A 12,042-nucleotide genomic window follows, 5' to 3' on the forward strand; every position below is an offset into this window, starting at 1 on the left:
CGAAAGGGCCCTGACAGGCACTAGAGTACACCGATCAAACCCTTCTCCCTCAGCCTGCGCAATGCCCCTTCCATCGTCCGCATCCCGTCCGCCGCCCCACCCTGCATCACCGAAGACAACTGCGCCAACCGCCCCTCCCGAACCAGGTTTCGCACCGCCGGCGTCGCCACCAGCACTTCCCGCGCAGCCACCCGTCCACCGCCCACGCGCCTGACCAGCACCTGCGCGACCACCAGGCGCAGCGATTCGGCCAGCATCGCCCGCACCAACGGCTTTTCCTCGGCAGCAAAAACCTCCACCAACCTGTCGATGCTGCTGGTCGCCGAACGCGCATGCACGGTTGCCAGTACCAGGTGCCCGGTTTCGGCCGCGCGCAGCGCCAGGCGGATGGTTTCCAGGTCGCGCAACTCACCGATCATGATCACGTCCGGGTCCTGGCGCAGCGCACTGCGTAGACCCTGCGCAAAGCCGCGACTATGGCGCCCCATCTCACGCTGGTTGACCAGGCTGCGCTGGCTGGCATGGATGACCTCGACAGGGTCTTCCAGGGTGATGATGTGCAGCGCCCGCTCGCGGTTCAGCTGGTCGAGCAGCGTTGCCAGGGTACTGGACTTGCCACTGCCGGTCGGCCCACCCACTAGGATCAAGCCATCCCGGCATTGCGCAACAGCTTGAAACACATCCGCAAGGTCCAGCTCACTCACTGTCGCAATGCGCCCCGGAATCAACCGAAAGGTAACCGCCAGGCCATTCAACTGGCGAAACAGGTTCAGCCGAAAGCGCCCAAGCGCCGACAACTCCAGCGCAAGGTCCATTTCATCGCCTTGGGCCCACTGCCGGCGCTGATCGTCATCCAGCACACTCGCCATGCCCACGATCAAGGCAGCCCGGCTCAAGGGCGGCAAGTCCATACGCTGCAACTCGCCATCCAGGCGCAGCATTGGAATCTGGCCTGTGGCCAGGTGCAGGTCGGAAGCCCCCGCGTCCACAGCTCGGGCCAACAGCTCAGTCACATCCATGAGACTCCCCAAAGGCCTTCAAGCAGGTAGAATGCCGCAGACCCTACAGCTGCCGGCATCGATCCATGTCCACCCTAGCAGACAACCTTTCCGCGATTTCCGCCCGTATCGCCAGTGCTGCCCAGGCAGTCGGGCGTGATCCGGCCAGCGTCCAGTTGCTGGCCGTGAGCAAGACCAAGCCCGCCAGCGCTATCCGCGAGGTCCATGCCGCCGGCGTGCGCGACTTCGGGGAGAATTACCTACAGGAAGCACTGACAAAGCAGCAGGCGCTCAGCGACTTGCCCTTGATCTGGCACTTCATTGGCCCCATTCAGTCGAACAAGACCAAATCCATCGCCGAGCATTTCGACTGGGTGCATTCCGTGGACCGCCTGAAAATTGCCCAACGCCTGTCGGAACAGCGCCCTGCCGGGTTGGCGCCGCTGAACATCTGCCTGCAGGTGAACGTCAGCGGCGAAGACAGTAAATCCGGCTGCGCCCCGGCCGACCTACCCGCGCTGGCCAAAGCCGTAGCCGCACTGCCCAACCTGCACCTGCGCGGGCTGATGGCAATCCCGGAGCCCACCGAAGACCGCGTCGCCCAAGAGGCCGCCTTCGCCAGCCTGCGCAAGTTGCAGGAAGGCCTGGGGCTCGGCCTGGATACCCTGTCCATGGGCATGAGCCACGACCTGGAAGCGGCTATCGCCCAGGGCGCGACGTGGGTGCGGATTGGCACGGCCCTGTTCGGAGCCCGCGATTACGGCAACACCTGATTCCACGCTTCACTCACTCTTTTGCACAAGGACCTGACATGAGCAAGACACGTATTGCCTTTATCGGCGCCGGCAACATGGCCGCCAGCCTGATCGGTGGTCTGCGTGCCCAGGGCCTGGACGCCTCGCAGATCCGCGCCAGCGACCCGGGCGCCGAGACCCGCAGTCGCATCCAGGCCGAGCACGGCATTGAAGCCTTCGAGGACAACGCCCAGGCCATCGATGGCGCTGACGTCATCGTGCTGGCGGTCAAGCCACAAGTCATGAAAACCGTATGTCAGGCCCTGCAACCCCACCTGCAGAATGGCCAGCTGATCGTTTCAATCGCCGCCGGCATCACGTGCGCCAGCCTGCAAAGCTGGGTGGGCGCTCGCCCGGTGGTGCGCTGCATGCCCAACACCCCGGCATTGCTGCGCCAAGGCGTGAGCGGCCTGTACGCCACCGCTGAAGTGTCCGGCGAACAGCGTCAGCAGGCCGAACAACTGCTGTCTGCCGTGGGCACCGCCCTGTGGCTGGAGCAGGAACAGCAACTGGACGCCGTGACAGCGGTGTCCGGCAGTGGCCCGGCGTACTTCTTCCTGCTGATCGAGGCCATGACCGCGGCAGGCGAAAAGCTCGGCCTGCCACGCGAAACGGCCTCCCAACTGACCTTGCAGACGGCCCTGGGCGCCGCGCGCATGGCAGTTGCAAGCGATGTCGATGCTGCCGAGCTGCGCCGCCGCGTCACTTCGCCCGCCGGCACCACGGAAGCGGCGATCAAGTCGTTCCAGGCCAACGGCTTCGAAGCCATCGTCGAGCAGGCGCTGCAGGCTGCAGCCACCCGCTCCGCCGAGCTGGCCGAACAACTGGGCAAATAAGGAGCTTTAGATGAATGCACTGTCAGGCGCCGCGATTTTCGTGGTGCAAACCCTGGTCAGCCTTTACCTGGTAATCGTCCTGCTGCGCTTCGTGTTGCAACTGGTCAAGGCCAATTTCTACAACCCGCTGTGCCAGTTCGCCGTTCGTGCCACCCAACCGCTGCTCAAGCCGATTCGCCGGGTCATCCCTAGCGTTGGCGGGCTGGATACTTCATCGCTACTGCTGGCGGTGGTCATCCAGGCCCTGCTGATGGGCTTCGTGCTGATGGTCACCTACGGTACCTTCGGCGACGTCCTGCATCTGCTGATGTGGGCAATCATCGGCATCACCTCGCTGTTCCTGAAGATTTTCTGGGTGGCGATGATCGTCATGGTGATCATTTCCTGGGTTGCACCCAACAGCCACAACCCGGCGGCCGAACTGGCCTACCAGATCAGCGAGCCCGTGCTGGCGCCGTTCCGCCGCCTGGTGCCAAATCTGGGCGGCATGGACATCTCGCCGATCTTCGCCTTCCTGGCGATCCAGGTGATCCAGTCGTTTGTCATGCCCCCGCTGGCCGCCTACGCCGGCATGCCTCAAGAGCTGTGGCGAATGATCTGAGGCTCACCAGAGCCAGCCTGCCCCCAGTCGCAAGCCTTTGCTTGCCGCTGGGGGTAGCGCTCTTTAGACTTACGCCTCCGTCAAGCGTGAGCAGGGTCGATGTCAACTGTCTTTCCCGAAGATTCCGTCGGTCTGGTAGTACCGCAAACCGCCCGGTTCGATGAACCGCTGGCACTGGCCTGTGGCCGTTCACTGGCCAGTTACGAACTGGTCTACGAGACCTATGGCACCCTGAACGCCAGCGCGAGTAACGCCGTGCTGATCTGCCATGCCCTGTCCGGCCACCACCATGCCGCGGGCTACCATACCGCCACCGACCGCAAGCCGGGCTGGTGGGACAGCTGCATCGGCCCCGGTAAACCGATCGATACCAAGCGCTTCTTCGTGGTCAGCCTGAACAACCTCGGCGGCTGCAACGGCAGCACCGGCCCCAGCAGTATCAACCCGGCCACCGGTAAACCATATGGCGCCGAGTTCCCGGTATTGACCGTGGAAGACTGGGTACACAGCCAGGCACGGCTGGCCGACCGCCTGGGCATCCAGCAGTGGGCAGCTATCGTCGGCGGTAGCCTGGGTGGCATGCAGGCGCTGCAATGGACGATGACCTACCCCGAGCGCGTACGCCACTGCGTCGACATCGCTTCGGCACCCAAGCTGTCGGCGCAGAACATCGCCTTCAACGAGGTGGCGCGCCAGGCTATTCTTACCGACCCTGAGTTCCATGGAGGCTCGTTCCAGGACCAGGGCGTGATCCCCAAGCGCGGCTTGATGCTGGCACGCATGGTCGGCCACATTACCTACCTGTCCGATGATTCGATGGGTGAAAAATTCGGCCGAGAGCTGAAAAGCGACAAGCTCAACTACGACTTCCACAGCGTCGAGTTCCAGGTCGAAAGCTACCTGCGCTATCAGGGCGAGGAGTTTTCCGGCCGTTTCGACGCCAACACCTACCTGCTGATGACCAAGGCACTGGACTACTTCGATCCGGCCGCCACGCACGGTGGTGATCTGGCCGCCACCCTGGCCAACGTCAAGGCAGACTATTGCATCATGTCGTTCACCACCGACTGGCGCTTCTCTCCGGCCCGTTCGCGCGAGATCGTCGACGCGCTGATGGCCGCACGCAAGAACGTCTGCTACCTGGAGATCGATTCGCCCTACGGGCACGATGCCTTCCTGATCCCCACACCTCGCTACATGCAGGGTTTCTCGAACTACATGAACCGCATTGCCATCTGAGGACAGCATGAGAGCCGATCTGGAAATCATCCACGACTGGATCCCCGCCGGCAGCCGGGTACTCGACCTGGGCTGCGGTAGCGGCGAACTGCTGGCCTCGCTGCGTGACCGCAAACAGGTCACCGGCTATGGCCTGGAAATCGACGCCGACAATATCGCCGCCTGCGTGGCCAAGGGCGTCAACGTCATCGAACAAGACCTGGACAAAGGCCTGGGCAACTTCGCCAGCAACAGCTTCGACGTGGTGATAATGACCCAAGCCCTTCAGGCGGTGGAATACCCCGACCGCATCCTCGACGAAATGCTGCGCGTGGGCCGTCAGTGCATCATCACCTTCCCAAATTTCGGCCACTGGCGCTGCCGCTGGTACCTGGCGACCAAAGGCCGCATGCCGGTATCGGACTTCATGCCCTATACCTGGTACAACACGCCGAACATCCACTTCTGCACCTTTGCCGACTTCGAAGAACTTGTGCACGAACGCCGAGCCAAGGTACTCGACCGCCTGGCGGTCGACCACTTGCACCGCAACGGGTGGGGTGGCCGGCTATGGCCTAATCTTCTAGGTGAGATCGGCATCTACCGCGTCAGCAGTCCGGGCCTGCAAGAGCACCAGCTCGCGGTCTGACGCCCACCGGAGGAATCGCCCCATGCGTCGCCTAGCCCTGTTCCTGATCAGCCTGTGCCTGGCCCTGCCAGTCTTGGCTGCCGATGCCGCACGCCCCGAGCGCAAGGAGGTATTTGGCGACGTGACGGTGCACTACAGCGCATTCACCTCGAGCATGCTCACACCCGAGGTGGCCGCGGCCACCGGCCTGGTTCGCAGCAAGAACCAGGGCGTGCTCAACATTGCCGTGCTCAAGGCCAGCAAACCTGCCACAGCGGTGATCAGCGGCACGGTCAAGGACCTGACCGGGCGCAGCAGCCCGCTGTCGTTCAAGCAGATTACCGAACAGGGCGCGGTGTACTACATCGCCCAGTTCAAGATCGACCAGCCCGAAACCGTCACCTTCGACCTGAACATCGAAACCGGCGGCATCAGCAACTCTCTCAGCTTCAACCAGGAAGTGTTCCCAGGCGAATGATGAATTTCCAGCAACTCGTATTGGCCAGCCACAACGCCGGCAAACTGAAGGAACTCCAGGCCATGCTTGGCCATTCCGTGCAGCTGCGCTCGATTGGTGAGTTCAGCCAGGTGGAACCGGAAGAAACCGGCCTGTCGTTCGTCGAGAACGCCATCCTCAAGGCGCGCAATGCCGCTCGCATTTCCGGCCTGCCGGCCCTGGCCGATGACTCTGGCCTGGCGGTGGACTTCCTCGGCGGCGCGCCGGGCATCTACTCGGCACGCTATGCCGATGGCAAAGGTGACGCGGCAAACAACGCCAAGTTGCTCGAGGCCTTGCAAGACGTGCCTGAAGCTGAGCGCAGTGCACAGTTCGTCTGCGTTCTGGCGCTGGTGCGCCACGCCGACGACCCGCTGCCGATCCTGTGCGAAGGCCTGTGGCACGGGCGCATCCTGTTCGCGGCCAGCGGCGAGCATGGCTTTGGCTACGATCCGCTGTTCTGGGTACCGGAGCGCAACTGCTCCAGCGCCGAGCTGGCCCCAGCAGACAAGAACCAGCTCAGCCACCGCGCCCGTGCCATGGCCCTGCTGCGCAAACGTCTGGGCCTGGCATGATCGAAATGCTGTCACCCCCCGGCGCGGCAGGCTTTAGCAGCCTGCCGCCGCTGGCGTTGTACATCCACATTCCGTGGTGCGTACGCAAATGCCCTTATTGCGACTTCAACTCCCACGCTGCCGGGCCTGAGCTACCGGAAGATGCCTACGTCACAGCCCTGCTCGATGACCTCGACCAGGAACTGGCTGCCGTACAAGGTCGCCCGATCAGCTCGATCTTCTTCGGTGGCGGTACGCCAAGCCTGTTCAGTGCCAACGCCCTTGGTCGGCTCCTGCGTGGCATAGAGCAACGTATACCGTTCGCGCCAGACATCGAGATCACCCTGGAAGCCAACCCGGGCACCTTCGAGCAGGACAAGTTCAAGGCCTACCGGCAGACCGGCATCAACCGTCTTTCGATCGGTGTGCAGAGCTTCCAGCCAGCCAAGCTGGAGGCACTGGGGCGCATCCACAATGGCGACGAAGCAGTTCGGGCCGCCGGCATGGCGCGCGCGGCCGGTTTCGACAACTTCAACATGGACCTGATGCACGGCCTGCCCGACCAGTCGCTGGACGACGCGCTGGGTGACCTGCGCCAGGCCATCGATCTGGGGCCGACACACCTGTCGTGGTATCAGCTGACTGTGGAGCCGAACACGGTGTTCTGGAACCAGCCGCCAGAGCTGCCCGAAGACGACATCCTTTGGGAAATACAGGAAGCCGGCCAAGCGCTGATGGCCGAACATGGCTACCGCCAGTACGAGGTATCAGCCTACGCCCAGGCAGGCCGCGCAGCCCGGCACAACCTCAACTACTGGCGCTTCGGCGACTTCATCGGCATTGGCGCCGGCGCTCACGGCAAGCTCACCTTCGCTGACGGGCGCATCCTGCGTACCTGGAAGACTCGCCTACCCAAGGATTACCTGAACCTGGCCAAGCCATTCAAGGCCGGCGAGAAGCTGCTGCCAGTCGATGAACTGCCGTTCGAGTTCCTGATGAACGCCCTGCGCCTGACCGATGGCGTGGAGGCCGAACTGTTCACCCAACGCACCGGCTTGCCACTGGCACAGCTGCAGCAAGCACGCCGCGCCGCCGAACAAAAGGGCCTTTTGCAGGTCGAACCGGATCGACTGGTAGCCACGCCAAGAGGCCAGTTGTTCCTCAATGACCTGCTGCAGTATTTCTTGAACTAAGGATGACCCATGGATCTGGTACTTGATCTGCTCGCGACGGTTTCCCGCTGGAGCCGCAGCAATCTGTCGGAGATTTCACTGGCCTTGGTAGGCTGCCTGCTGGTGCTGTTTGGCACCGATGTCAAAACCTGGGCCGAGCAACGCCTGGGCGGCCTCGCAGGCGCCCTGCGCGTGCCGTTCATGGCGCTGATGGTAATGGTCGGCAGCGGTGCTGCGCTGATCTATGCCACACCGTGGGTGGTGAAGGGACTGAGCCAGTTCAACAACTATGCGCTGGCGCCTGTGTTGCTGGTGGTGCTGGTATTGATTGGTGTGGTGGCGGATCGCCGCGGCTGAGCGAATGACCCCGGGCCCCTGTAGGAGCGGGTTCACCCGCGAAGAGGCCGGCCCTGCTGGCCAGTCTCCACCCGTCGTTCACCGTTGCCGCCGCTACCGTATTCGCGGGTAAACCCGCTCCTACAAAGAAAAAACCGCCCTTTTCAGGGCGGTTTTATCGAAAGGCCGTATCAGCCGATCAATCCACCTTCTCGAACTTCAAGTCCCACACCCCATGCCCCAGCCGCTCACCGCGGCGTTCGAACTTGGTGATCGGGCGCTCTTCAGGGCGCGGCACATAGGTTCCGTCTGCCGCACGGTTGCGATAGCCCGGGGCAGCGCTCATCACTTCCAGCATGTACTCGGCATACGGCTCCCAATCGGTGGCCATGTGGAACACACCACCAGGCTTGAGCTTGCGACGTACCAGCTCGGCGAACTCCAGCTGAACGATGCGGCGCTTGTGGTGACGCGCCTTGTGCCAAGGGTCTGGGAAGAACAGCATCAACCGATCAAGGCTGTTATCCGCCACGCAGCGGTTCAGCACCTCGATCGCATCGCAGTCATACACCCGCAGGTTTTTCAGCCCCTGGGTCAGCACGCCATTGAGCAGCGCGCCAACACCCGGGCGGTGCACCTCCACACCGATAAAGTCCTGCTCAGGTGCGGCAGCCGCCATTTCCAGCAGGGAATGGCCCATGCCGAAGCCGATCTCCAAGGTGCGCGGGGCCGAACGGCCGAACACCTGGTCGTAGTCCACCGGGCTGTCAGCCAGTGGCAGGATGTACAGCGGGCCGCCTTGGTCCAGGCCGCGTTGCTGGCCTTCGGTCATGCGCCCGGCACGCATCACGAAGCTCTTGATGCGGCGGTGTGGGCGGGCTTCGCCGTCAGGGGTGATCGGCGTATCGTGCGATTCAGTCATCAGTTGCTCTTACTTGATCAGACCATCCAGCGGCGAAGAGGCGCTGGCATAGAGTTTCTTCGGCATACGACCGGCCAGGTAGGCCATGCGACCCGCGACAATGGCGTGTTTCATGGCCTCAGCCATCAACACCGGCTGCTGGGCGTGAGCGATGGCCGAGTTCATCAGCACTGCCTCACAGCCCATTTCCATGGCGATGGTGGCGTCGGATGCGGTACCCACGCCAGCATCGACCAGCACCGGCACCTTGGATTCTTCCAGGATGATCTGCAGGTTGTAGGGGTTGCAGATACCCAGGCCGGTGCCAATCAGGCCAGCCAGCGGCATGACCGCAATGCAGCCGACTTCGGCCAGCTGACGGGCGATGATCGGGTCGTCGCTGGTGTAGACCATTACATCGAAACCTTCCTTGACCAGCACTTCGGCTGCCTTGAGAGTTTCGATCACGTTGGGGAACAGGGTTTTCTGGTCGGCCAGCACTTCCAGCTTCACCAGCGTCCGCGACTCGTGCGATTTGCGGCCATCGAGCAGTTCGCGGGCCAGACGGCAAGTGCGTACCGCTTCCACCGCGTCAAAGCAGCCTGCTGTGTTCGGCAGGATGGTGTACTTGTCGGGCGACAGTACATCGAGCAGGTTCGGCTCGCCCGCGTTCTGGCCAAGGTTGGTGCGGCGCACAGCGACAGTGACGATTTCGGCACCCGAGGCCTCGGTGGCCAGGCGGGTTTCTTCCATGTCACGGTACTTGCCGGTACCGACCAGCAGGCGCGACTGGAAAGTACGCCCGGCCAGGGTGAAGGGCTTGTCGCTACGAACGTTGCTCATCGTTGTTCCTCGGGAAAAGGTTGCAGGGCTTGCTTGTGAACCGCTGGGCTGCTGTCAGCCGCCACCGATGGCGTGGACCACTTCGACCTGGTCGCCGTCATTGAGCAGCGTGCTGTCGTGCTGGCTACGCGGCACGATATCCAGGTTCAGTTCCACTGCAACACGGCGCCCGGTCAGCTCCAGGCGTGCCAGCAGGGCTGCAACGCTTTCGCCGGCAGGCAGTTCGTAAGGTTCACCGTTCAATTTAATGCGCATGCGCACGGCCACCATTGTTCTTTGGGGCCAGCATTCTAGCGCCGAACCGCCCTGCAACCCAAGGGCGGTGCGCGCCATTAGTCGTGATTGTGGACCACTCGGTCAGCCCAACCGCCAGGCTGCCAGGCCCAGGCACAGCCAGCCGACGAGGAAGCACAAGCCACCGATCGGGGTGATCATGCCAAGCTTGCCAAGGCCGCTGAGGGTCAGCAGGTACAGGCTGCCGGAGAACAGCACGATGCCCACCGCAAACAGGCAGCCAGCCCACCCGACCAGGCGCCCGGGCAGGTGCGCCGAGAGCACCGCAACGCCGAAGATCGCCAAGGCATGGACCAGTTGGTAAGTCACGCCGGTATGGAAGATCGCCAGGTAGTCAGCCGTCAGCCGGTTTTTCAGACCGTGAGCGGCGAAGGCGCCCAGGGCGACACCGGTAAAGCCAAAAAAGGCGGCAAGCATCAGGAAGCTGCGAAGCATGGCACGACTCCTTGTATCGGGTCTGTATAATGGCCCCTTCCCACCCTTAGGGCCAAGCCATCGACATGCTGTCAACGCTTATCCGTCGCCTCTCCCGCGCCCTGCTCTGGTTCGTTGCCGGCAGCATCGTGCTGGTGCTGGCGTTCCGCTGGGTACCACCGCCCGGCACGGCGCTGATGGTCGAGCGCAAGGTACAGTCTTGGGTCAATGGTGAACCGATCGACCTGCAGCGCGACTGGGAGCCATGGGAGAACATCTCCGATGAGCTCAAGGTTGCTGTCATTGCTGGCGAGGACCAGAAGTTCGCCAACCACTGGGGCTTCGACCTCCCGGCCATTCAGGCGGCGCTGGCCCACAACGAGCGCGGTGGCAACATTCGCGGGGCCAGCACCCTGACCCAACAAGTGGCCAAGAACCTGTTTCTGTGGTCAGGCCGCAGCTGGTTTCGCAAGGGGCTGGAGGCCTGGTTCACCGCACTGATTGAGCTGTTCTGGTCGAAGGAGCGCATTCTCGAGGTCTATTTGAACAGCGCCGAGTGGGGCAAGGGCGTGTTTGGTGCCCAGGCGGCGGCGCGTTATCACTTTGGTGTCGACGCCAGCCGGCTCAGCCGCCAGCAGGCGGCGCAGCTGGCTGCGGTGCTGCCTAGCCCGATCAAATGGAGTGCCAGCCGGCCGAGTGCCTATGTGGCCAGCCGGGCCGGCTGGATTCGGCGGCAGATGAGCCAGTTGGGCGGGCCCAGCTACCTGATGCAGCTCGAATCTTCCAGAAATCTTTGAATGCAGGCCCGGCCCTTTTGCGGGTAAACCCGCTCCTACGGGCAACCGCGCGCCCGGCCTCCTCGCGGGCAAATCCGCCCCTACGGGCAAACGCGCGCCTACGGGCAACCGCACCCCCTGTAGGAGCGGGTTTACCCGCGAAGAGGCCAGCAAAGCCAGCACAAATAAAAAAGCCGCTCGCCCCATCAGGGCCAGCGGCTTTTCTTCAACCATGACTCGATCAGGCAGCGATCAGTGCCTTGACCTTGTTCATCGCATTCTTCTCCAGCTGGCGAATACGCTCAGCCGATACGCTGTACTTGTCTGCCAGCTCATGCAACGTAGCCTTCTCTTCCGCCAGCCAACGCTGATAGAGAATGTCGCGGCTACGCTCGTCCAGACCTTGCAGCGCTTCGTGCAGGTTGCTGGTGGAGTTGTCACTCCAGTCGGCATCCTCCAGCTGCACCGCCGGATCGTAACGGTGGTCTTCCAGGTAATGCGCAGGCGACTGGAAGGCACTGTCGTCGTCAGCTTCCGCTGCCGGGTCAAAGGCCATGTCCTGGCCGCTGAGGCGGCTTTCCATCTCGCGCACCTCGCGCGGCTCGACGCCAAGGCTTTCCGCCACGCGATGCACTTCGTCGTTGTTCAGCCATGCCAGGCGCTTCTTCTGGCTTCGCAGGTTGAAGAACAGCTTGCGCTGAGCCTTGGTGGTCGCCACCTTGACGATGCGCCAGTTGCGCAGAATGAACTCGTGGATCTCTGCCTTGATCCAGTGCACGGCGAACGACACCAGGCGCACGCCCATTTCCGGGTTGAAGCGCTTGACGGCTTTCATCAGGCCGACATTGCCTTCCTGGATCAGGTCAGCCTGTGCCAACCCGTAGCCGGCATAACTACGGGCGATATGTACGACAAAACGCAGGTGGGCCATCACCATCTGACGAGCGGCCTCGACATCCTGCTGATAATAGAGACGCTCGCCCAGATCACGCTCCTGCTCGACCGTCAGCAGCGGGATGCTGTTGACCGTGTGCACATAGGCTTCCAGGTTTGCACCGGGTACCAGGGCATAGGCAGGTTGCAACGATGTGGTCATTCAAGAACCTCCGACTTACAAAACTCGCACCTTGTGGGCGCTGCCAACATTGACCTGGGACGACGGTACAAGTTCCGCAGTGAAG

The 12,042-nt window shown here is 62.7% G+C and carries 16 protein-coding genes; 10 read left to right on the forward strand and 6 right to left on the reverse strand.

Features of this window, described 5'->3' with window-relative positions; translation table 11 throughout:
* Positions 1-20: 20 nt before the first annotated feature.
* The gene (locus LVS58_RS01830; RefSeq protein ID WP_233689651.1) at positions 21-1,019 is read right to left on the reverse strand and encodes a type IV pilus twitching motility protein PilT; all 999 of its coding nucleotides are present in this window, start codon (positions 1,017-1,019) and stop codon (positions 21-23) included.
* A gap of 65 nt (positions 1,020-1,084) precedes the next feature.
* Here LVS58_RS01830 and LVS58_RS01835 point away from each other — a divergent pair, with 65 nt between their 5' ends.
* The 9 genes from LVS58_RS01835 (at position 1,085) to LVS58_RS01875 (ending at position 7,654) form a co-directional block, all read left to right on the forward strand.
* Entirely contained in the window at positions 1,085-1,771 is a 687-nt protein-coding gene (locus LVS58_RS01835) for a YggS family pyridoxal phosphate-dependent enzyme (RefSeq protein WP_233689652.1), read from the forward strand.
* A gap of 38 nt (positions 1,772-1,809) precedes the next feature.
* Entirely contained in the window at positions 1,810-2,628 is an 819-nt protein-coding gene (gene proC, locus LVS58_RS01840) for a pyrroline-5-carboxylate reductase (protein ID WP_233689653.1), read from the forward strand.
* A 10-nt stretch (positions 2,629-2,638) separates the two neighbouring features.
* Complete coding sequence (locus LVS58_RS01845) at positions 2,639-3,229, forward strand: YggT family protein (RefSeq protein ID WP_233689654.1); 591 nt, start codon at positions 2,639-2,641, stop codon at positions 3,227-3,229.
* Positions 3,230-3,328: 99 nt separating this feature from the next.
* On the forward strand, positions 3,329-4,468 hold the full coding sequence (metX, locus tag LVS58_RS01850; RefSeq protein ID WP_233689655.1) for a homoserine O-succinyltransferase MetX: 1,140 nt from the start codon (positions 3,329-3,331) through the stop codon (positions 4,466-4,468).
* A gap of 7 nt (positions 4,469-4,475) precedes the next feature.
* On the forward strand, positions 4,476-5,096 hold the full coding sequence (gene metW / locus LVS58_RS01855) for a methionine biosynthesis protein MetW (RefSeq protein ID WP_003249106.1): 621 nt from the start codon (positions 4,476-4,478) through the stop codon (positions 5,094-5,096).
* Between the two features lie 22 nt (positions 5,097-5,118).
* Positions 5,119-5,553, forward strand: a complete 435-nt coding sequence (locus LVS58_RS01860) for a DUF4426 domain-containing protein (protein ID WP_233689656.1) — start codon at positions 5,119-5,121, stop codon at positions 5,551-5,553.
* The gene (rdgB, locus tag LVS58_RS01865; RefSeq protein ID WP_233689657.1) at positions 5,550-6,146 is read left to right on the forward strand and encodes an RdgB/HAM1 family non-canonical purine NTP pyrophosphatase; all 597 of its coding nucleotides are present in this window, start codon (positions 5,550-5,552) and stop codon (positions 6,144-6,146) included. The genes LVS58_RS01860 and rdgB overlap by 4 nt, the downstream gene beginning before the upstream one ends.
* Positions 6,143-7,318: a radical SAM family heme chaperone HemW gene (gene hemW / locus LVS58_RS01870; RefSeq protein WP_233689658.1), complete on the forward strand. Its 1,176-nt coding sequence runs from the start codon at positions 6,143-6,145 to the stop codon at positions 7,316-7,318. Before rdgB ends, hemW begins: the two co-directional genes overlap by 4 nt.
* A gap of 9 nt (positions 7,319-7,327) precedes the next feature.
* A complete protein-coding gene (locus tag LVS58_RS01875) occupies positions 7,328-7,654 on the forward strand; it encodes a DUF3392 domain-containing protein (RefSeq protein ID WP_233689659.1) in 327 nt (108 codons plus the stop codon).
* Positions 7,655-7,832: 178 nt separating this feature from the next.
* Here LVS58_RS01875 and trmB read toward each other — a convergent pair whose 3' ends face one another.
* The 4 genes from trmB to LVS58_RS01895 all read right to left on the reverse strand — a co-directional run bounded on the left by trmB (position 7,833) and on the right by LVS58_RS01895 (position 10,106).
* Positions 7,833-8,555 carry a tRNA (guanosine(46)-N7)-methyltransferase TrmB gene (trmB, locus tag LVS58_RS01880; protein ID WP_004575478.1) on the reverse strand — a complete coding sequence of 241 codons (723 nt, stop codon included), beginning with the start codon at positions 8,553-8,555 and terminating at the stop codon, positions 7,833-7,835.
* Positions 8,556-8,564: 9 nt separating this feature from the next.
* Positions 8,565-9,377, reverse strand: coding sequence for a thiazole synthase (locus LVS58_RS01885; protein ID WP_003249091.1), 813 nt, complete (start codon positions 9,375-9,377; stop codon positions 8,565-8,567).
* A gap of 54 nt (positions 9,378-9,431) precedes the next feature.
* Positions 9,432-9,632 (reverse strand): sulfur carrier protein ThiS, encoded by a 201-nt coding sequence (thiS, locus tag LVS58_RS01890; RefSeq protein ID WP_003249090.1) that lies wholly within the window; start codon positions 9,630-9,632, stop codon positions 9,432-9,434.
* Between the two features lie 102 nt (positions 9,633-9,734).
* Positions 9,735-10,106: a DUF423 domain-containing protein gene (locus LVS58_RS01895; protein WP_233689660.1), complete on the reverse strand. Its 372-nt coding sequence runs from the start codon at positions 10,104-10,106 to the stop codon at positions 9,735-9,737.
* Between the two features lie 65 nt (positions 10,107-10,171).
* On the opposite strand from LVS58_RS01895, the gene mtgA reads away from it, so the two are divergent.
* Positions 10,172-10,882: a monofunctional biosynthetic peptidoglycan transglycosylase gene (gene mtgA, locus LVS58_RS01900; RefSeq protein ID WP_233689661.1), complete on the forward strand. Its 711-nt coding sequence runs from the start codon at positions 10,172-10,174 to the stop codon at positions 10,880-10,882.
* Between the two features lie 220 nt (positions 10,883-11,102).
* On the opposite strand, the gene rpoH is transcribed toward mtgA, so the two are convergent.
* Positions 11,103-11,957 carry an RNA polymerase sigma factor RpoH gene (gene rpoH / locus LVS58_RS01905; RefSeq protein ID WP_009684917.1) on the reverse strand — a complete coding sequence of 285 codons (855 nt, stop codon included), beginning with the start codon at positions 11,955-11,957 and terminating at the stop codon, positions 11,103-11,105.
* Positions 11,958-12,042: the final 85 nt, after the last annotated feature.

This window comes from Pseudomonas sp. JR33AA (assembly GCF_021378985.1).
Taxonomy (GTDB): domain Bacteria; phylum Pseudomonadota; class Gammaproteobacteria; order Pseudomonadales; family Pseudomonadaceae; genus Aquipseudomonas; species Aquipseudomonas alloputida.